The following is a 19790-nucleotide window of genomic DNA, read 5'->3' on the forward strand; positions in this document are numbered from 1 at the left end:
CGTCCGCCCCGGGCGGTGGTGGCCGGGCCGCTTTGCTTGCGGCACGCCAGGCGGCACCCCACGCCAGTACGGCACATCGAGCGTGATCATATGCAGTACAATGCAAACGATTCTCATCTACGCTCGCTGATTCATCACTAAGCAAGCGGTCAGGTAGTACCGGCGCCACGCCGGCAAACCCGCCGCGGGACCAAAGCTCATGCGCTTGTCAGACTTGCCGCGGCGCACCGCGGCCATCGTACTGTCGGTCGACGACAGCACCCCGAACGATCCCATCGCCCGACGCCTGCGCGAGCTCGGCTTCGTGCCCGGCGAGGCCGTGCAGATCATCACCTACGGCCCGTTCGGCAAGGACCCGCTCGTCGCCCAGGTCGGCAGCACGCGCTTCGCGCTGCGCCGCGCCGAAGCCGCCCGCGTGACGGTGCAGCCCGAGGGCGCGCGCACCGGCAAGACGGCCGACGCAGTCAATCAAGCCAGTACCGCGTGAAGCGGACCGATTCGAATTACGCCATGTCCGTCGCTACTTCTCCCGCCACTCCCGCTTCCGCCGCCACCGCGCAGGCGCCGCTGCGCGTCGCGCTGGTCGGCAACCCCAATTGCGGCAAGACCGCGCTGTTCAACCGGCTGACCGGCAGCCGCCAGAAGGTGGCCAACTACGCCGGTGTCACGGTCGAGCGCAAGGAAGGCTATTTCGTCGCGCCGTCGGGCCGGCAGGTGCGCATCCTCGATCTGCCCGGGGCGTACAGCCTGCACGCGACCAGTCTGGACGAAGCCATCACGCGCGACGTCTGCATGGGCAACCGCCCCGGCGAGGCACGGCCCGATCTGCTGGTGTCCGTCGTCGACGCCACCAATCTGCGGTTGCACCTGCGCTTCGTGCTGGAGCTGCGCCGCCTCGGCCTGCCGATGGTGGTGGTGCTCAATATGAGCGACGCGGCCGAACGCCGCGGCATCCGCATCGACCGCGACAAGCTCGCGGCAGCGTTGGGCGTGCCGGTGGTGCAGACGGTTGCCGTGCGGCGCGGCGGCGCCGCCGCGCTGCTGTCGGTGCTCGACGGCGCGCTGCCGTCGGCCCCGCCGCCTCCGCCGGCCCCGGCCGACGATTTCGATACCCATGCCGAGGTCAAGCGGCTGCTCGACGCCGCGGTGGCGATGCCGACCGCGTCGGCCAGCCTCGAAGACCGTATCGACCGTGTGGTGCTGCATCCGGTGTTCGGCCTGGCGATCCTCGCCGTGCTGCTGTTCCTGATGTTCCAGGCGGTGTTCTCGTGGGCCGAGCCGATCATGGAAGGCATCGAGGGCGGCGTGGCCTATGCCGGCGAACTGGTCGGCGGCCTGCTGCCCGATGGACTGCTGCGCAGCCTGATCGTCGACGGCCTGATCGCCGGCCTGGGCAGCGTGGTGGTGTTCCTGCCGCAGATCCTGATCCTGTTCCTGTTCATCCTGACGCTGGAAGAATCGGGCTATCTGCCGCGCGCGGCCTTCCTGCTCGATCGGCTGATGATGGGCGCGGGGCTGTCGGGCCGCTCGTTCATCCCGCTGCTGTCGAGCTTCGCCTGTGCGATTCCCGGCATCATGGCGACCCGCACGATCCAGGACCCGCGCGACCGGCTGACCACGATCCTGGTCGCGCCGCTGATGACCTGCTCGGCGCGGCTGCCGGTCTATGCGCTGCTGATCGGCGCCTTCATTCCGGCGGACACGGTGATGGGCGTGTTCAACCTGCAGGGGCTGGTGCTGTTCGCGCTCTATGTGGCCGGCATCGTCAGCGCGCTGGTGGTCGCCTATGCGCTGAAGTTCTTCCGCCGCGACCGCACCGAGCATCCGCTGCTGATGGAGCTGCCGGCCTACCGCATTCCGAATCCGCGCGATGTGCTGATCGGCTTGTGGGAACGCGCCCGCATCTTCCTGTCGCGCGTCGGCAAGGTGATCCTGACGCTCACCGTGCTGCTGTGGTTCCTGGCGACCTTCCCGTCCCCGCCCGAAGGCGCGACGCTGCCGCCGATCGACTACAGCTTCGCCGGCATGATCGGCCATGCGCTGGAGAAGGTGTTCGCGCCGGTCGGCTTCAACTGGCAGATCTGTATCGCGCTGGTGCCGGGCCTGGCCGCGCGCGAGGTCGCGGTCGGCGCGCTGGCGACCGTCTACGCGCTGTCGGGCAGCGAGGACACCGTGGCCGCGCAGCTCGCGCCGATGATCGCCGCGCAATGGTCGCTGGCCACCGCGCTCGCGCTGCTGGCGTGGTTCGTGTTCGCCCCGCAGTGCATCTCGACGCTGGCCGTGATCCGCCGTGAAACGAACTCGTGGAAGGTAATGGCGGCCTCCACGCTGTATCTGGCGGGCCTGGGCTATCTGGCGGCATTCGTGACCTACCGCGTGGCGCTGCTGTTCAGCTGAGGCATTCGGAAGCCATCATGTCGCTCTATCACGTCGTCGAATCCGTGCTGGTGCCGCTGATCGTGCTGGTGTGCGCGCTGTCGGTGGCGGCGCGCTACATGCCGCGCACGCGCGAGCGCGTCAAGGCGGCGCTGGCGGCAAGCCTCGGCGGCGCGCAAGCACGCGGATGGCGCGCGCGGCTGGTGGCACGGCTGGCGCCGCAGGCGGTGGCATCGGGTTGCGCCACCGGCTGCGACAGCGGCGGCTGCAACAGCTGCGACAGCAATACGTCGAGCAATACGACCAACTCCGCGCCCGCCGCGCAGGAGAAACCGATCCGCATCGTGCGCAAACCGCAGGGCAAGGGCTAGGCGCGATCCTGCCTCAGGCACCGCAGTTCGACGAAGCCGGCTTTGCCGGCTTTTTTCTTGCCCGGCACTTTGTCGTCCCCGCGTATGCGGGGACCCAGTGGCTTTCAAAGACGCTGGGTTCCCGCCTGCGCGGGAACGACGGCATGGACCTTTGCTTTAGGTCAAACGGGTCAGAGGCCGGCAACGGCACACTCGGCATGGGGTCTTTCCCAGTCCTGTCGATAACAACATGAGCCCGATGCAATCTCCTCGTACCCGATTGGCAATGGCCGCCGTGGCGGCCGCGATGATGGCCTTTACCCCGCTGCACGCCGGCGCGGCAGATGCCGCCGCCCACCCATCCGGCACCGAACCCGAAGGCAACTGGATGGTCCGCCTGCGCGGCACCTATCTCGACTTTGCACAGAAGTCCGACCCCGTCGGCGGCGCCGGTGCCTCGGACCGGATCGGCGTCAACAACAAGTGGATCCCCGAGCTGGATGTCACCTACTTCTTCACGCCGCACCTCGCCGCGGAACTGGTGCTGACCGTTCCGCAGAAGCAGGACGTCTATCTCGACGGCAACCGGATCGGATCGTTCAAGCATCTGCCGCCGACGCTGCTGCTGCAGTATCACTTCCGCCCGCACGCCACGTTGCGGCCCTATGTCGGCGCGGGGTTGAACTTCACGCGGATCTGGGACGCCGATATCGCCGGCAATACGCTGTCGCTGGACCGCTGGAGCATCGCGCCCGCGCTGCAGATCGGCATGGACTACCGGCTGACGCGCAACTGGTTCCTGAATGCGGACATCAAGAAGGTGTGGCTGTCCAGCGATGTGAAGGCGGCCGGCGCCAAGGTGTCGGAGGTCAAGCTCGACCCGTGGCTGTTCAGCGTTGGCCTCGGATACCGGTTCTGAGCGGCGGACTGCGGTCACGCAGAAATGGGTACGCTGCGTATCCGAACACCTCAACGTCGTCCCCGCGCAGGCGGGGACCCAGTGGCTTTGAAAAGCGCTGGGGCCGCTTGCACGGGAACGACGTGTTCAGATCGCGCTGCCGTTGATCGTCACCGACAATCGCTGCCCGCTTTGCCTGACGCTGCAGCTCGCGGTCAGCGAGAACTCGCCAGGGGTCAGCGGCGTCACGCCGACCTGGCCCGGATGCGTGGCCGGGGTCACGGCGATATTGCCTGACTGTTGCCAGTCCCATGCCTCGCATTCGACGAAGGTCAGCGCGGTGCCGCGATGCCTGACGGTCGCGGTGACCGGAATCGGCAGCGGCGGCATCGTCGCGATACGCAGCGGCTGCGGGCCATCGTAGACCAGCGCCCAGGTCGGCTGCTCGGTCACCGTCAGGCCGGCGCTCGGCGTGGCATCGAGCTGTTTGCTGGTGGCGGTGATTTTCAACAGGCTCTGCAGCGGATCGGCGCCATTGGGACGGCTGGTATTCAACGTGAAGCCGCGCCCGCTTGCGGTTGGTACGACCGACAGCGACGGCGAGGTGCTCGCGTACGACCATTGGCCGTCGAACTGCGCGGTCGCATCGGTGCCGTCGCTGCGCATCACGCGCGCCGACAGCGTTGCCGGATAGCCGTTCAGGATCGAGATCGCATCGATCGGCGTGCCGTTGCGCAGCAGCTCGAGCGTGTAGCCGTAGCTGCCGTTCTTCAGCACGACGACCGCGATTCGGGCGGCCAACGCGGCGCCATTAGGCGCCGTCACGCCGATCGTGACCGTGCCCTCGACCGTGCTGCTGGTCGACGGATTGACGCCGTGCAGCGTCGCGCGCTCGCGATCTGCACTCAGCTGGATGCCGGCAGCCGAACTCGCCCAGGCCCAGTCGTGCACGGCGGCGGACACATCGATGCCGTCGCCATCGAGCAGCGTGGCGCGGATCTGCCGCGTTTCGCCATTGGCCAAGGTCAGTAGCGGATGCGACACCGCGAGGCTGTAGTTGTGGCTGGCCGCGACCGTGATCGTGGCGGTCTGCACCGGCAGCGCGATCGCCTTGCCGTCGGCACCGTTGATGGTCGCGGCGACCTGCACGGTGACGGTACCCGCGGCGATGCCGGTCACGACCGCGGCGCCGGCGACGTTGGCGCTTGGTGTCACCGTGGCGACCGCGGGATCGGACGAGGTCCACGCGTAGCTGCCCTGGGCGGTGACGTCCCTGCCGTTGCTGTCGACGACGACGGCCGCAAGGGTCAGCGTGCGGCCCACGCCGACCTGTCCCGCCGATTGTCCGAGTGTCACGGTATAGCTGACCGTCGTCGGTGATCCGTTGGAGTCTGGACCTGACGAGCTGCCGGAGCCCGAGCCTGAACTCGGATTCGCCCCCGCACCATCGCCGCCCCCGCCTCCACCGCACGCGGCCAATACCATTGCCGTCAGCGCCGCCGCGACCCAGGCGAGCGGCTTCGATCCCGTTCCCGTTCCGATCATGATGTCTCCCCGTTGGCTGGGACAATGTCCCCCTTCAGGCTAGGCGCGACGCAACTCACGCTGTACCGGCCAGGCGGTGGACCACCGCCGCGGTTTGCGTGTGGCAGCACGCGTTCAGGTACGAGGTCGCGCTGGCGATCTCATTCATTTGGCCGAGGCCACCGCGTGACGACGCACGGCGGAAGCACGGATGCACGCTTGACGAGTCGACGCTCGATGCACTACGCTTTGTCGCTGCTACACGCGTTTCCACACCGTCGACTCTCGACACTCTCACACCAGCCAGCACGATGTCCGTTGCGCCGACCGTCCACCGCCAAGCCGCCGATGCCCTGTGCATCGCCGCGTCGGCGCGCGTGCGTCGTGCGATCGCCATCGACGGCTTCGGCTCGGTCCCCGCGCTCGTCCGCGCGCTCTCCTCGCTACAACTAGACCTACCGATCGGTTGCCGGGCCTAGCGCCCCGTGGCAGTTCGGCAGCCTGTCGCCACCTTTCCGTTCGCATTGGCACGCCGCTATCGATTCCGATTGCGGTCCTGATCGGTATTCGGCCCTCCGATCGTCCGATCGTCCGACCGTCCGCTCGCCATGCGGCCCCGTTTTCCCCTTGCTATCGCGAATTCCTCGCGAGGAGGACCCGTTCATGCTGCGCAACCCCGCCGTCAAATACCGTCCCGCCGCCACCGTCGATCTGCCGGATCGCAGCTGGCCCAACCAGCGCATCACGCGCGCGCCGATCTGGATGAGCACCGATCTGCGCGATGGCAACCAGGCGCTGATCGAACCGATGAGCGTGGCGAGCAAGCTGCGCTTCTTCGAGCAGCTGGTGAAGATCGGCCTGAAGCAGATCGAGGTCGCGTTCCCATCGGCATCGCAGACCGATTTCGACTTCGTGCGCATGCTGATCGAGCAGGACCGCATTCCCGATGATGTGACGATCGTCGTGCTGACGCAGGCGCGCGACGACCTGATCCGCCGCACGATCGAATCGCTGCGCGGCGCACCGCGCGCGGTCGTGCATCTGTACAACCCGATCGCGCCGGCGTTTCGCCGCATCGTGTTCGGTGCGAGCCGCGACGAGGTCAAGCAGATCGCGTTGGCCGGCACGCGGCTGATTCGTGAACTGACCGACGCGATTCCCGGCACCGCCTGGACCTACGAGTATTCGCCGGAGACCTTCAGCATGACCGAGCTCGACTTCGCGCTCGAGGTCAGCGACGCGGTCGCCGATATCTGGGAACCGAGCGCGGCGCGGCCGATGATCCTGAACCTGCCGAGCACCGTGGAGTGCAGCACGCCCAATGTGTTCGCCGACCAGATCGAATGGATGCATCGCCATCTCGCGCGCCGTGCCGACATCGTGCTGTCGGTCCATCCGCATAACGATCGCGGCACCGCGGTGGCGGCGGCCGAACTGGCGGTGATGGCCGGCGCCGATCGCGTCGAGGGCTGCCTGTTCGGCAACGGCGAGCGCACCGGCAACGTCGACCTGGTCACGCTGGCGTTGAACCTCTATACGCAGGGCGTCGATCCGCAGCTCGACTTCTCCGATATCGACGAGGTGCGCCAGTGCGTCGAGCATTGCAACCAGCTGCCGGTGCACCCGCGCCATCCCTATGCGGGCGACCTGGTATTCACCGCGTTCTCCGGATCGCACCAGGACGCGATCCGCAAGGGCTTCGCGCAGCAGAAAGCGGACGCGATCTGGGAGGTGCCGTATCTGCCGATCGATCCCGCGGACCTGGGCCGCAGCTACGACGCGGTGATCCGCGTCAACAGCCAGTCCGGCAAGGGGGGCATGGCGTATCTGCTCGAACAGGTGCATGGGCTGTATCTGCCGCGCCGGCTGCAGATCGAATTCAGCCGCGCGGTGCAGCGCATGACCGACGAGACCGGGGCCGAGGCCAGCGCCGACGATCTGTTCGCGCTGTTCCGCCGCGAGTATCTGGAGGCCGATGCGCCGCTGCGCTATGTGTCGCATCGAATGATGTCGGGCCAGGACGATCAGGTCGAGGTGGAGGCGACGCTGGTGCAGGATGGCGCCACGCGCGTGGTGCGCGGCAAGGGCAACGGTCCGATCGACGCCTTCGTGCGCGCGCTCGGCATGCCGGTGCGCGTGATGGACTATCACGAGCATGCGCAATCGTCCGGCGCCGATGCGCGTGCGGCCTGCTATGTCGAGGTACGGGTGGGAGAATCGGCGACCGGCTTCGGTGCGGGCATCGATGCGAACCTGGTGACGGCGTCGCTGAAGGCGGTGGTGTCCGGTGTCAACCGGCATTTGCGGGCGGAGGCGGCGCAGCGGGGTTCGCAGCAGCAGGCGGCTTGACGTACGCTTTGGCCTTTGCGACACCGTTGGTCTGCGCCCCTCTCCCGTTTGCGGGAGAGGGGAAACACTCGGTTGACCAGTGTTGTCGCGGTTTACCGGAACGCCGGCTCGTCGAAGCTGCGCAGCTTGCGCGAGTGCAACGCCTCGACGCCGTTCTCGCGCAGGATGCGGATCGCTTCGAGACCGATCGTCATATGCTGGCTGACGCGCTGGCGATAGAAGGCGTTGGCCATGCCGCGCAGCTTCAGTTCGCCATGCAGCGGCTTGTCCGAGACGCACAGCAGCGTGCCGTAGGGCACGCGCAGCCGAAAGCCGTTGGCCGCCACCGTCGCGCTTTCCATGTCGATCGCGATCGCGCGCGACTGGTTGAAGCGCGCGTACAGCGTCTTGGATTTCAGCTCCCAGTTACGGTCATCGGTCGAGACCACGGTGCCGGTGCGCATCCGCGTCTTCATCTCGTTACCGGACAGCCCGGTCACGCGCGCCACCGCTTCCTGCAGCGCGACCTGGATCTCGGCGATCGGCGGCACCGGTACCCAGGGCGGCAGGTCCTGGTCCAGCACGTGGTCGTCGCGCACATAGGCGTGCGCCAGCACGTAGTCGCCAAGCTGCTGCGAGCGGCGCAGGCCACCGCAATGCCCCACCATCAGCCAGCAATGCGGGCGGAGCACCGCCAGGTGGTCGGTCATCGTCTTGGCGTTGGACGGGCCGACGCCGATATTGACCAACGTGACCCCAAGCCGGTCCTCGCGCACCAGGTGATAGGCCGGCATCTGCGGCAGCGCGCGCGGATACAGCGCGAGATCGGGCTCGGCCTCGCCGTGGTTCTGCACGATGTCGCCCGGCTCGACGAAGCGGACGTACTCGTCGCCATCGGCGCCGCTCATCAGCGAGCGGCCGAGCGCGACGAATTCGTCGACATAGCGCTGGTAATTGGTGAACAGCACGAAGCGCTGGAAGTGCTGCGGCGCCGTGCCGGTGTAGTGGTACAGCCGCTGCAGCGCCAGATCGACGCGCTCGGCGGGAAACAGCGACAGCGGCCAGGCCTCGCCGGGCACCGGCTCGTAGGTGCCATTCGCAATCCCGTCATCGATGCGGCTCAGCTCGGGCAGCACGAACGAGGCCTCGAGCTCGCGCGCCTGCGTGTAGCTGATGTCGGTGGTCGAGGCCTCGATCACGAAGGGCAGCGGAATCGGCCGCCGGCTGGTGCCCACCACCACCGGCACGCGGTGATAGCGCATCAGCCGTTCGATCTGGTCGCGGTAGTAGTCCGCAAACAGATCCGGCCGTGTCACGGTGGTGCCATAAACGCCGGGATACGCCACCGTGCCCCACGACGGCCGGCTGTCGGTGACCATCGTCTCGATATTGACCGAGATGCCCAGATAGGGATAACAGGCATGGGCCGCCGAAGGCAGCGGCTCGCCGCGGGCGAAGGCATCGAATCGCGCGCGTACCGCGCCGACCGCGTTGTCGTAGATCTCGCCGATGCGCGCCAGCGCGGCTTCGGGGTCCGTAAACTCGGCCAGCTGGTCGGCCGGATGGGCGGAAGAGAAGATCGAGGCTTGCATGGCGACGATCATACTCCGGCCCGCACGGGCCCGGCACACGACCGTACTGGCTACTCGGGAAACGGTCGCCACGTCGTTCCCGCGAATGCGGGAATCTTAGCGTCTTTTGCAAGACGCTGGGTCCCCGCTTGCGCGGGGACGACTACCCGTGCTCACTCCGGCTGGATGTTGGCGGCGCGAATGATGCGCCCCCATTTGGCGGATTCCTGCTGCTGGAAGGCCGCCAGTTCGGCCGGCGTGCTGGTGAAGATCTCGGTGCCGGTGCTGCGATAGAAGTTGCTCGCGGTCTGGCTGCGCGCCGCCTTGACCAGCAAGTCGTTCAGCTTCGCCACCACCGGCTGCGGGGTGCCGGCCGGGGTGTACGCCGCGAACCAGTAGCTCATCTCGTAGCCCTTGACGCCGGCTTCGTCGATGGTCGGCACGTCCGGGGCCAGCGGCGAGCGGGTCTTGCCCGACACGCCGAGCGCCCGGAGCTTGCCGCTCTTGACCTGCGGCAGGCCGGTCGCGGTATCGGTGATCATCATCTGGATCTGGTTGCCGAGCAGGTCGGTCACCGCCAGCGGATTGCTCTTGTAGGGCACGTGCAGCAGCTGGACGTTCGCCATCTGCTGGAACAGTTCGCCGGCGATGCGCGACGACGAGCTGCCGCTGCCGAAGCTCAGCTTGCCCGGCTGCTGCCTGGCCAGCGCGATGAACTCGCCCACGGTCTTCACCGGCAATTGCGGATTGACGACCATGATCTGCCCGCCCTTGCCCAGCGCGGTGATCGGCGTGAAGTCCTTGACCGGATCGTAGGGCAGCTTCTTGAACAGATGCTCGTTGGCCGCGTGCGTGGTGTTGGTCGTGATCAGCACCGTATAGCCGTCGGGCGCGGCCTTGGCGACGTCGGAGGCCGCGATGAAGCCGTTGGCGCCGGGCTTGTTGTCGACCACCACGGTGACCTTGGCGTCGGTGGTCATGGCCTGGCCGATCGCGCGGGCCAGTTGGTCGGTGGCGCTGCCGGCCGCGAACGGCACGACGAAGCGGACCGGCTTGTCGGGGAATTCGGCGCGCGCCGGTGCGGACGGCAGCGCCAGTGCGGCGAATGCCGTCAGTGCGGCCAGCGCCGGCAGCAGCGTCTTCAGGCGCGGCATTGGCTGCGTTCGCGCCGCGGTGGGCCGGAATCGGAATGGCATGGTGTGGTCTCCTCTGGGTGTTTTATGAGGTTGGAATGCGCCGATGCGCGGCGCCGGTCAGCCGCCGGCATGCAGGCGCGGCGGCAACGGAATCTCCAGCTGCAGCAGCAGGAAGGACAGCGCCTTGCCGTGCGCGTCCAGATTCAGCGCATCGTTGACGCCGCCGTCCAGCACGCCGTCGAGCACGAAGTTCATCGCGTGCAGCGATGGCACGACGTAGCGCGTCACCGCGGCGGGATCGCGATGGCGAAACAGCTCGCGCACCGCGTCCTCGGTCACGTGCTGCAGCAGATGCGGGAAATCGCGCTCGTCGTAGGCGATCACGCTGATGTTCGAGCGGTCGCCCTTGTCGCCGGTGCGGGCGTGGGCCAGTCGATAGAGCGCAATGGTGTCGGGCATGGTCATGGTCAGCCTTCGATCATCGTGTAGCGCGGCGACACCGCTTCGCGCGGCACCAGGCAGGACATCGCGTTCAGCCGCGGACGCAGCGCCGTGCGCACGCCGCCGCCGCCGGCAGGCCCGCAGCAGTACAGCGCGTTGACCTCGCGCAGCAGCGCCTCGGCAACGGCCTTGTCCTCGTGCGCCAGCGCGGCGCGCAGCCGCACGTCCTGGCTATGCGTTTCGTTCGGTTGCGATGCGGCGAGCCATGCGCCGCCATCGTCGGCCAGCACGCTGAGCACGCCGATCAGGTCGAGCCGCACCGGCACAGCGTGGCCGAGCATCGCCATCCGCTTGCGCACGATGTCACCGGCCAGCCGCGCGCGCGCCGCGGCGTTCGGACCGGCGTAGGAGATCTCCCCTTCGGCGATCCAGCCGCCCTCGTGGAACAGGTTGGCCTTCAGTTGCTCGGGACGCGCATGGCCGCGGATATTGCGCACCGCCACGCGGTCAGGGCCCAGCTGCTCGACGGTAACCGCGCCGATGTCGGCGACCACGTCGGGCGTCAGATAGGCGGCGGGATCGTGCACCTCGTACAGCAGCTGCTCCTTGACGGTCCGCAGATCGACGCAGCCGCCGGTGCCGGCCGCCTTGCCTACCTCGATGCCGCCATCGCTGTCCAGCCGCACGATCGGATAGCCCAGCGCATGGACGTCGGGCACATCCTTGATGCCGGGATCGGCAAAGTAGCCGCCGGTCACCTGCGCCCCGCATTCCAGCAGATGGCCGGCCATGGTCGCGCGCGCGAGGCGGTCCCAGTCCTGCCAGGACCAGTTGAAATGCGCCATCGCCGGGCCGACCGCCAGCGCCGGGTCGGCGACGCGGCCGCACACCACCACCTGCGCGCCGGCGGCCAGCGCATCGGCGATGCCTTGCGCGCCGATATAGGCGTTGGCGCAGACGAAGCGGCGCTCGGGAAAGGCCTCGCCAAGAATGCCGGACAGCAGCGTACGGCCGGCTTCGCCCGACAGATCGTCGCCCTCGACCACGGCGACGCGCGGCCTCGGCAGTCCCAGTTCGGCCGCCAGCGCCTGCACGCGGCGCGCGGCGCCGTGCGGATTGGCCGCACCGAAATTGCCGATGATCGGAATGCCGTGCGCCACGCACAGGCCCAGTACCGGGCTCAGCAGCGCGTCGAGCAGCGGCTCGTAACCCCGCCCGGGGTCGGCGCGCCGGGCCAGATGGGCCAGCGCCAGCGTGCGCTCGGCCAGCGTCTCGAAGATCAGCGCGGCGGGGCCGCCGTCGGCGATCAGCGTGCGCACCACGGGCAGCGCGGCGTCGATGCGATCGCCGGAGAAGCCGGCACCGGAGCCGATCGAGAGCGGAGAAACCATGGCGGGCGCGATATCAGCAGGACGACAGTCAATAAAGGGGACAGCGCTTGCGCGCAGCCGTCACGGCATTCTAGGCATGACCTCAAATTCGGAAAAACGGATTATTTGGATTAATCTAGCGGTCTGTTCGATCAATCCAGGTCGCCATCCCGCGCATTTCCGATCCCGCCCGCCGCCATGAACCTGTCCGTCAAGCATCTGCGCGCCTTCGTCGCGCTGGCCCAGCAGCGCAATTTCACGCGCGCGGCGCAGGCCTGCCATCTGTCGCAGTCGGCCTTCAGCGCGCTGATCCGCACGCTGGAGGAGCAGGCGGGCGCCCGCTTGTTCGAGCGCACCACGCGGTTTGTCGAGCTCAGTGCCGAGGGCCGCCGCTTCGAGGAGGTGGCCGAGCGGCTGCTGGGGGATTTCGAGGACGCCTTTGCCGACCTGCGCGACCATGCCGAACGCCGCAAGGGACGGGTCGCAATCGCCGCGTTGCCGTCGATCGCCGCGGGCGACCTGCCGCCGGTGCTCGCCGCGTTCCGCGCACGCTATCCGGGCATCGCGCTGGCGCTGCACGATGTGCTGGCCGACGGCTGCATCGATCTGGTACGGCGCGGCCGCGTCGACTTCGCGCTGGCGCCGGCGCCCGGCCAGGATGCCGATCTGAAGATCGAGCCGCTGGTGGCGGACTCCTTTCACGTAGTCTGCCCGGCGGATCATCCGCTGGCGTCGCGCCGGAGCATCGCGCCTTCGGCGCTGGCCGGCCTGCCGTTCATCCATCTGTCGCGGACCAGCAGCGTGCGGCAGCATCTGGACGCCGCGCTGCATCCGACGCGGCTCAATGGCGTGATGGAGGTCGAGCACCTGGCCACCGTGGCAGGGCTGGTGGCCGCCGGGCTGGGCGTCACCGTGGTGCCGTCGCTCGCCCTGTTCCAGTTCCAGCTGCCCAATCTGGCGATCCGGCCGCTGCGGCTCGAATCGCTGGTGCGCGACATCTGCCTGGTACGGCTGCGCGATCGCGGCGATTCGGCCGCGGCCAGCGCGATGCTCGACTACGTGTACGCGCACTTCCGCAAGCGGCGCGGCGCCCAGGATGCCGAGCGGCGGACGCGTCAGAAGTGAGCGAGATAGCCGCCGTCGACGGCAAGGACGTGGCCGGTGATATAGGACGCCGCCGGCGAGGCGAGGAACACCGCGGCGCCCGCGATTTCGTCCGGCTGCCCCCAGCGGCCCAGCGAGGTACGGCGCTGCAGCCAGTCCTTGACGCCGGCATCGCCGACCATCGGCTGGTTCGGCTCGGTAGCGAAGAACCCCGGCGCAATCGCGTTGACGGTGATGCCATCGCGCCCCAGGTCCGCGGATAGCGAGCGCGTCAGCGCATCGAGCGCGCCCTTGGTCGCGGGGTACAGCACGTCGTCGCCGCGCGCGACCTGCCCCGCGATCGAGCTGACATTGATGATGCGCCCATAACCGCCGCGGCGCATGCGCATCGCGGCATGCCGGCACAGGTTGTACGGCGCGACCAGGTTGGTCTCCATCATGGCGCGCAGGTCGCCGGTATCGAGCTCGGCCATGGTCTGCCGATTGCGCGCGCCGGCGTTGTTTACCAGGATGTCGAGCCGGCCGTATTGCGCGTCGATGCGGTCGAACGCCTGCGCGACCGAGGCCTCGTCGGTGATGTCGAGCACCAGCGGATGCGCGCCCGCTCCGAGCGCGGCCACGGCCTGCTCGACACGCTGCGCACTGCGCGCAACGACCAGCACGGTGGCACCGGCATCGATCAGGCCTTTTGCAATGGCCAATCCAAGGCCCTGCGCGCCACCGGTGACGAGCGCCACGCGGCTGGTCAGGGAGAAGGAGTGTGAGAAGGGATGGGAAGAGGTATGCGCGGACATGCGGGGGAATATACCGCAGGGCGCCCGGCTTATCGCTGGGGCGCCTGTCTGGTTTGTTCGATCAGCCAGTCGCGAAACGCTACCAGCCGCGGATCTTCGCTGCTGCTTTCCGGATAGACCAGGTGGTAGCCATAGTCCTGCGCCACGCTGACCCCGATATCGAACAGCCTGACCAGCCGGCCCGCGGCGAGGTCGTTGGCGATCATCGGCAGTTCGACGAGGCCGACCGCGCCGCTGTCCAGCACGGCCTGCACGACGTGCGTGGAATCGGCGAAGGCCATGCAGCGGCTGTCGTCGAAGTCGTCGATGCCGGCCGCCGCCATCCACATCGGCCAGTCGGGCCAGACGATGCCATCGGTGCGGCAGTCGACGTGGCACAGCGTGTGGTGCAGCAGATCGCGTGGCTCGCGCAGCGGCGGGCCCGATTCCAGCAGGCCCGGGCTGCAGATCGGTACCACCACTGTGCCGAACAGGCGCTCGGCGCGTGCACCTTCATATCGGCCGGCGCCGAAACGGATCGCGACGTCGATGTCGTCGGCCTCGAAATCGCGGACCTGCTCGCTGATATCGAAGGTCAGCTCCAGGCCGGGATTGGCCGCGCGGAATTGCGGCAGCCGGGGCAGCAACCAGTTGGAAGCGAAGCGCGCCTCCAGCGATATCCGCAGATGCGCAGCGCCTCGCGCCATGCGCCGGGCGCGCGCGGTGGCGCGGCGCAGGTTGTCGAGCGCCTCGGCGGTCGCCTCGTAAAGGACCGCGCCGGCCGGCGTCAGCTGGATGCTGCGGCTGGTGCGCGTGAACAGCGTGATGCCGAGCTGTTCCTCGATTTCCTTGATCTGGTAGCTGACCGCCGCGGGGGTCAGGCCGACCTCGTCGGCCGCGCGCGTGAAATTCAGGTGCCGCGCCGCCGCTTCAAAGGTCCGGAGGGCGCGCGTGCCCGGCAGCATGCGATTCATCGATCTTCAGGCGAGATGGAAGGGTCGCACGGAAGCTACCGGTTTCCCGGCGGGGGGTCAATGCACAGGGAATCGCGCCGGACTGGCGCGCGGAGGGAACGTGGTGCACCAGCGCCCCCGGTGCACCACGTACCGTCAGATCGTCGATGCGATGCAGCGCGCCGGAATCAGGGGAACGCCGGCACCGCCGGGTCCATCCCCGCGAAGCGGGCTTCCGGATGCGAGCTGCGCAGCAGGGTTTCGATTTCCTCGCAACGGCCGCGCGGCACATCGACGATCAGCAGGATCTTGCCTTCGGCGATATCGGCCTCGAAGGGCTTGAGCCGGCTGTTGGGCGCCGAGCTGCCGATCATGCTGGAGGCCCAGGCACCGAACACCGCGCCGAGCACGGCCAGCACGCCAACCAGACCCCATTGCGGGGTATCGCCGACGATCGGGAACATCGCCACCACCACGCCGGCGACCACGCCGACCGCGCCGCCGATCATCAAACCCATCTCGGCGGCGTGAACGATATCGGAGGTCTGGAACAGATTGGCCTCATGCAGGCCGGTCATGTCCATGCCGTCGCGGGCAACGAAGTGGATGTGCCGGTGTTCGACGCGATTGATCAGCAAATCGTCCATGGTGCGCCGAGCGCTGACCACGTCGGGCAATAACCAGTAGATGCGTTTGCGCATGACGGATTCCTCCGAGCGAGGTCCCGTCCGTGGGCTGCCGAGGCTGGCAGGTGGCGGCAGAATCCGCCAGCTGGGCGGGTTTTACTTTTGTACGCCACCAGGCAGGGAATCGCAAGCGCGCTCGTGGGATGCACCGCACCGTGCCGGCGCGGCGCCACGTAGCCGTCACGCGGGCGGCTGTCCGACGTGACGGCGATGACGCCGGGATGGAAACCGCTCAGAACGTGATCGGCAGCCGCACGTTGACCTGCAGGTCGGGCGTATCGCGCGTCAGCCCCGCGCCGACCGAGATATTGAGCGTATAGCGGTCGCTGAAGCGGTACGAATAGCCGACCAGCAACGAGCCCTGCGTGATCCGCACCGAGCCGGGCACGGTCTGGCCGTTCTGCTTGGTCGGCCAGATGATGCTCTGGTCGTAGCCGATGCTGAAGGACGCGCGTTCGTTCAGCGCCAGGCCCATGCCGAAGTTGAAGCCGAAGATATCGCCCGGCTCGATCTTGCCCAAGGGCTCCTTCTGGCCGTTCAGCACGGTACGGCTGACGTTGTCGCGGCCGAAGTTGTGCAGATAGCTGAAGGTGCCGAAGAACACCGCCGGATCGGTCGGCAGCAGCCACGTGATGCCCGGCTGGATCGCGTGGAAGCCGGTGCCGGTCGGCATGCCCAGCGGCAGCCCGGTACCCGTGGTATTGCCGATGCAGCGCTGCACGCAATCGGTGACCACGTCGAACGGGCTCTTGCCGGTATTGGACTTGTAGCGCAGCCAGCCGACGAAATACGGCATGCGGTCGTTGCCGTAGTTCAGCTGATAGCGCAGCGTCGCCTCGACATCGCCGAGCCCGCTGCCGCTCGAATTGAAGACGTTGTCGACCGCGGTGCCGGTAAAGACTTCCCGGCTGATGGTCGAACCCGAGCTATGCACGTACGGAACCTTGGCTTCGATTTCGAGCCGCTTGGTGATGCCGTAGCGGAACGCGACCGAGGCGACATAGGTCGAGGTCTTGACCTCGCGCACATCGATCAGGCCGATCAGGATCGCCGGAATCACCGTATAGCCGACCAGCGCCACCCGGTTGTTCGACGAGTAGCCGTACTGGAACGCCGGCTCGACCACCAGCCGGCCGGGCGGCGTCAGCACGCCGGGCTGATCGAAGATCGGCGCGATTTCCGGCGGACGCGTGTCGCGCTCCGGTGGCCGGCCGACCGGCTCCTGCGCCTGCGCGACCGTGGTGCTGCCGTTGGCGGGAGCCTGTGCCGGGGCCTGTGCCTGTGCCTGATTGACCGGCACGTTGCGCGTATTCGGCAGGCCGGTATTGCCGCTGGCCGCCGCGGGCGCCGTCGCCGCCCCGGTGGCAATGTCACCGCCGGTCACGCCGCCGCGCTGTCCGCCGCGCTTGTTGGCGAGCGCATCCACGCCGACGATGCTGCGCAGCTCGCGGATCGTGGCCTCTTGCTGGGCCATCGAGCGTTTCATCGCGTCGAGCACGGCGGCCTGTTCGGCGACCTCGCGTTTCAGGGCCTCGAGCTGGGCAGCCGTCGGTCCGTTGTCGGGCAGGTTCTGCGCGTGCGCCAATCCCCCCAGCAAAAGCAAGGTCGAGCATCCCGCCTGCCGGATGCCCTGCATCGACCTTTTTCTCATGACTCTCCTCCCCCCGGATGGCGGACTGGTTCAGGAGTCCGCGGCCTGCTTTGCGTTGTTGCGATGCACCCCTGTGTTTCCGGATGCGACCGCGTGCATCCGTTGCCTCTGCCTGCTTCGATGTGGTCTTCGTGTGGTCTCGAGTGGTCCGTGTGGTCCCGTATGCGACCTGGCTCTACCGCATGCTCGCCGCCCGTTGCAGGGCGCTGTTCAATGCCGCGCCGGCGACCCCCGCGCGGAACGCCTGCAAGGTGTTCACGCCCGCATCGATGGTCAACAGGCTCTGGATCGACTGGTTGTTGAGCGAGTTCTGGATCACGGTCGCCGGCGTACCTGCCAGCGCCCCCGCGTTGAAGCTGTTGCCCGGCCCGTTCTGGATCAGATTGAGCAGGCCGTTGGTGGTGACCGAACCGGTCGCGGTGGCGATCACCGCCGGCGCCGGCATCGTGGTCGCCCCGGAAGGTGGTGCGGGCGATGGCGCCGCCACGGTGGCGGTGCCCGGCGTTGACGTCGCCGTGCCGGGCTGCCCAGCGCTGGCCGACGAACTGGCGCTGCCGCTACCCGGCGTCGACGTGCCCTGCCCCGCCTGGCCGAGCGCGTTGGCCGCGACCGAGCCTGCATTGGCGGCGCTCTGCAGCGCCGCCGCGAGCCGCCCTGCCTGTTCGGACGTGATACGGCTGACGTCCGGAATGACGAGGCTGGTCGATACCACCAGGTTGCCGTTGATATAGACGGCGCGTTCGATGCCGAACGAGACCTGCAGGCCGCCGGTCTCGAAGCCGCCCCGCAGTTCTTCCAGTCGAGCCGATGCGACCGGTGTCCAGCCGGCCATGCCGCTGCGCGCGGCAGCGATGGCGCCGTGATGCGGATCCGCGGCGGGGTGCGACGCCAGGCCGGCGTCCAGTCCGCCATCGCGCGCGGCCTGCGTGCCCCAGGCCTGGCCGGCGCAGGCCAGCCCCGCCCCGAGCAGCATCGCGGCCGCGGCCGAGCTGGCAGCGCCACGGGCTGCGCCGCGGCGTGCCGGCCGCGTAGTCAAAGCTTGTCGATACATGATGACGGGTCCCTAGAAGTCTCCAACGCCATGCTTAGGCATGACGGTAAAGAACAGACTGTCCCGATTGACCCCCATCCAGTACGGCCCACTGGGTGCGACGCGCCAGTCCGCAGGCTGGTTGAAGCGCGCGAGATCGGTGCGGTTGTGGATCACGAACAGAAGACTACTGTCCCAGATCCGTTCGAAGTGTTCGCGAGACAACGCTCGGGTACCGAGCGCGGGATCGCCAACCAACACCCGATTGCCGCGTACCCCCTTGACCACGACGAAATGGTGGTAGCCGTTCTCGACCACCAGCACGATCGCCGGGACCTGGGTCTCCTCGAGCTTGGACAGCGGCAGTTCGAAGCCATCGGCCATGAAGCCGCGCGATTCGAGGAAGCGCTTCATGTCCAGCAGCGAGAAGCCCTCGCGCTGGATCTTGGCGCGATCGCCGGTCAGGTACATCTGCTGGAACACTTCGGCTTCCGTGACCGGATGGCCGTACTGATAGGTAAGCAGGGTCGCCACTGCGGCCGAGCCGCAGCTGAAGTCGTATTGCTGCCGGATGGTGGTCTTGAAGCGTGCCTCCTTCAGGCTCACCGTCCGGACCTTGTAGTCACTGCCCGCCGGCTGAAGCACCACCGTATCGGCGGCGTGCGCCGGCAGCATGGCCGACGCCCAGGCGAGCGCCGCCACTGCGGCGAGCCGTGGCAGCTTCATGGCCCGCTTCATGGTCCAAATCGCACGTTCAGGATCGTCGCGTTCTGGATCAGCGTGTTGGCGCCGGTGTTCTGTATCACCGTGGGCAAGCCGCTGGCATTGGCGAACGCCCCATCCGAAATCGCGTTGCTGCCGGTAATCACCCGGTTGGCGGTGTTGTCTGCGACCACGCCGGCCAGGCGCATATCGTTGACCACCACTTCGGCGCCGCCGCGGATCTCGTTGAGCGCCGCTGTGTCGACCGGCCTGCCGAAGCCGGCGAGCACGGTGCCCGTCTGGCCTGGCGCCGAGTTGTCGACGGTTGACTGCGGTGCTGTAGCTGTCGTGGTGTCCTTGCCGCTCTCTTCCGGCATGCCGGCGGTAGGCGGCATCGCGGCCATCGGGCCCACCGCGTCTGGCGCGGCGGACGGCTCCGCCGCGGCAGGCAGGCCGGGCCAGAGCAGGAATGCTGTCGTCAAAGCGCCGACAGCGGTGCGGACCGCTCGCATGATGGTGCCTCCTTGTGTCCCGTCTCCGCATGGCGGGAGGCCGGACGTTCCGTCGAACGGGCGTCCCGGCACAGGCCGGTACGCCCACTCCTGCAGAGCAACACCGCGCAAGGCGCGATGCCGGCGCGCCATCCACGCGCCGGCATGCGCGCCCGCGCAGCGTCTTACCTGCCTACAGCCAGGTTGGCCTGGACCGTGACGGCTTGTTGCACCAGCGAGCCGAGGCCGCTGTTCTGGTTGGCGATCATGATGCCGGCCGCCGACTGCCCGACGCTGCTCATCGCGTTGGACATGTTGAACGTGCCTGCATCGGCCAGCGCCGCGCCGCCAGCGCCACCGGCGCCGCCGGTCGCACCGTTGCCCACGCCGCTGGTACCGCCCGCAC

The 19790-nt window shown here is 68.0% G+C and carries 18 protein-coding genes and 1 pseudogene; 6 read left to right on the top strand and 13 right to left on the bottom strand.

Annotated elements, in window-relative coordinates; genetic code table 11:
* Positions 1–199: 199 nt before the first annotated feature.
* The 4 genes from LRR16_RS08425 to LRR16_RS08440 all read left to right on the top strand — a co-directional run bounded on the left by LRR16_RS08425 (position 200) and on the right by LRR16_RS08440 (position 3645).
* Positions 200–487 carry a FeoA family protein gene (locus tag LRR16_RS08425; RefSeq protein WP_023263727.1) on the top strand — a complete coding sequence of 96 codons (288 nt, stop codon included), beginning with the start codon at positions 200–202 and terminating at the stop codon, positions 485–487.
* 23 nt (positions 488–510) lie between these two features.
* The gene (locus LRR16_RS08430) at positions 511–2397 is read left to right on the top strand and encodes a ferrous iron transporter B (protein ID WP_232205577.1); all 1887 of its coding nucleotides are present in this window, start codon (positions 511–513) and stop codon (positions 2395–2397) included.
* A 17-nt stretch (positions 2398–2414) separates the two neighbouring features.
* Positions 2415–2747, top strand: a complete 333-nt coding sequence (locus LRR16_RS08435) for a DUF6587 family protein (protein ID WP_006578754.1) — start codon at positions 2415–2417, stop codon at positions 2745–2747.
* 229 nt (positions 2748–2976) lie between these two features.
* Positions 2977–3645 carry an OmpW family protein gene (locus LRR16_RS08440; protein ID WP_370646768.1) on the top strand — a complete coding sequence of 223 codons (669 nt, stop codon included), beginning with the start codon at positions 2977–2979 and terminating at the stop codon, positions 3643–3645.
* A gap of 126 nt (positions 3646–3771) precedes the next feature.
* Here LRR16_RS08440 and LRR16_RS08445 read toward each other — a convergent pair whose 3' ends face one another.
* Positions 3772–4980: a hypothetical protein gene (locus LRR16_RS08445; protein WP_232205578.1), complete on the bottom strand. Its 1209-nt coding sequence runs from the start codon at positions 4978–4980 to the stop codon at positions 3772–3774.
* An 831-nt stretch (positions 4981–5811) separates the two neighbouring features.
* On the opposite strand from LRR16_RS08445, the gene leuA reads away from it, so the two are divergent.
* The gene (gene leuA / locus LRR16_RS08450) at positions 5812–7497 is read left to right on the top strand and encodes a 2-isopropylmalate synthase (protein WP_064574485.1); all 1686 of its coding nucleotides are present in this window, start codon (positions 5812–5814) and stop codon (positions 7495–7497) included.
* 92 nt (positions 7498–7589) lie between these two features.
* Here the strand turns inward: leuA and LRR16_RS08455 are convergent, their stop codons facing one another.
* The 4 genes from LRR16_RS08455 to LRR16_RS08470 form a co-directional block, all read right to left on the bottom strand.
* Positions 7590–9080: an AMP nucleosidase gene (locus LRR16_RS08455; RefSeq protein WP_006578750.1), complete on the bottom strand. Its 1491-nt coding sequence runs from the start codon at positions 9078–9080 to the stop codon at positions 7590–7592.
* A gap of 140 nt (positions 9081–9220) precedes the next feature.
* A complete protein-coding gene (locus LRR16_RS08460) occupies positions 9221–10201 on the bottom strand; it encodes a tripartite tricarboxylate transporter substrate binding protein (RefSeq protein WP_064574487.1) in 981 nt (326 codons plus the stop codon).
* Positions 10202–10300: 99 nt separating this feature from the next.
* On the bottom strand, positions 10301–10642 hold the full coding sequence (locus LRR16_RS08465) for a hypothetical protein (RefSeq protein WP_064574601.1): 342 nt from the start codon (positions 10640–10642) through the stop codon (positions 10301–10303).
* A gap of 8 nt (positions 10643–10650) precedes the next feature.
* Positions 10651–12015, bottom strand: coding sequence for an acyclic terpene utilization AtuA family protein (locus LRR16_RS08470; protein ID WP_232205579.1), 1365 nt, complete (start codon positions 12013–12015; stop codon positions 10651–10653).
* Between the two features lie 177 nt (positions 12016–12192).
* Here LRR16_RS08470 and LRR16_RS08475 point away from each other — a divergent pair, with 177 nt between their 5' ends.
* Positions 12193–13119, top strand: a complete 927-nt coding sequence (locus tag LRR16_RS08475; protein ID WP_064574489.1) for a LysR family transcriptional regulator — start codon at positions 12193–12195, stop codon at positions 13117–13119.
* Here LRR16_RS08475 and LRR16_RS08480 read toward each other — a convergent pair.
* From LRR16_RS08480 to LRR16_RS08515, 8 genes and pseudogenes are all read right to left on the bottom strand, one after another.
* The gene (locus tag LRR16_RS08480; protein ID WP_232205580.1) at positions 13110–13892 is read right to left on the bottom strand and encodes an SDR family oxidoreductase; all 783 of its coding nucleotides are present in this window, start codon (positions 13890–13892) and stop codon (positions 13110–13112) included. The genes LRR16_RS08475 and LRR16_RS08480 overlap by 10 nt on opposite strands.
* A gap of 29 nt (positions 13893–13921) precedes the next feature.
* Positions 13922–14845, bottom strand: a complete 924-nt coding sequence (gcvA, locus tag LRR16_RS08485) for a transcriptional regulator GcvA (RefSeq protein WP_232205581.1) — start codon at positions 14843–14845, stop codon at positions 13922–13924.
* Positions 14846–15012: 167 nt separating this feature from the next.
* Entirely contained in the window at positions 15013–15525 is a 513-nt protein-coding gene (locus LRR16_RS08490; RefSeq protein WP_064574495.1) for a hypothetical protein, read from the bottom strand.
* A gap of 217 nt (positions 15526–15742) precedes the next feature.
* Complete coding sequence (locus LRR16_RS08495; RefSeq protein ID WP_064574497.1) at positions 15743–17161, bottom strand: hypothetical protein; 1419 nt, start codon at positions 17159–17161, stop codon at positions 15743–15745.
* A gap of 175 nt (positions 17162–17336) precedes the next feature.
* A complete protein-coding gene (locus LRR16_RS08500; protein ID WP_232205582.1) occupies positions 17337–18212 on the bottom strand; it encodes a flagellin in 876 nt (291 codons plus the stop codon).
* A gap of 12 nt (positions 18213–18224) precedes the next feature.
* Positions 18225–18917, bottom strand: a complete 693-nt coding sequence (locus tag LRR16_RS08505; protein WP_006579047.1) for a C39 family peptidase — start codon at positions 18915–18917, stop codon at positions 18225–18227.
* Positions 18918–18925: 8 nt separating this feature from the next.
* Positions 18926–19405 carry a hypothetical protein gene (locus tag LRR16_RS08510; protein ID WP_232205583.1) on the bottom strand — a complete coding sequence of 160 codons (480 nt, stop codon included), beginning with the start codon at positions 19403–19405 and terminating at the stop codon, positions 18926–18928.
* Positions 19406–19569: 164 nt separating this feature from the next.
* Positions 19570–19790 (bottom strand): annotated as a pseudogene (locus LRR16_RS08515) (hypothetical protein); the annotation flags it as partial.

Origin of the sequence: Cupriavidus sp. UGS-1, from assembly GCF_021213615.1 — a bacterium.
GTDB lineage: Bacteria > Pseudomonadota > Gammaproteobacteria > Burkholderiales > Burkholderiaceae > Cupriavidus.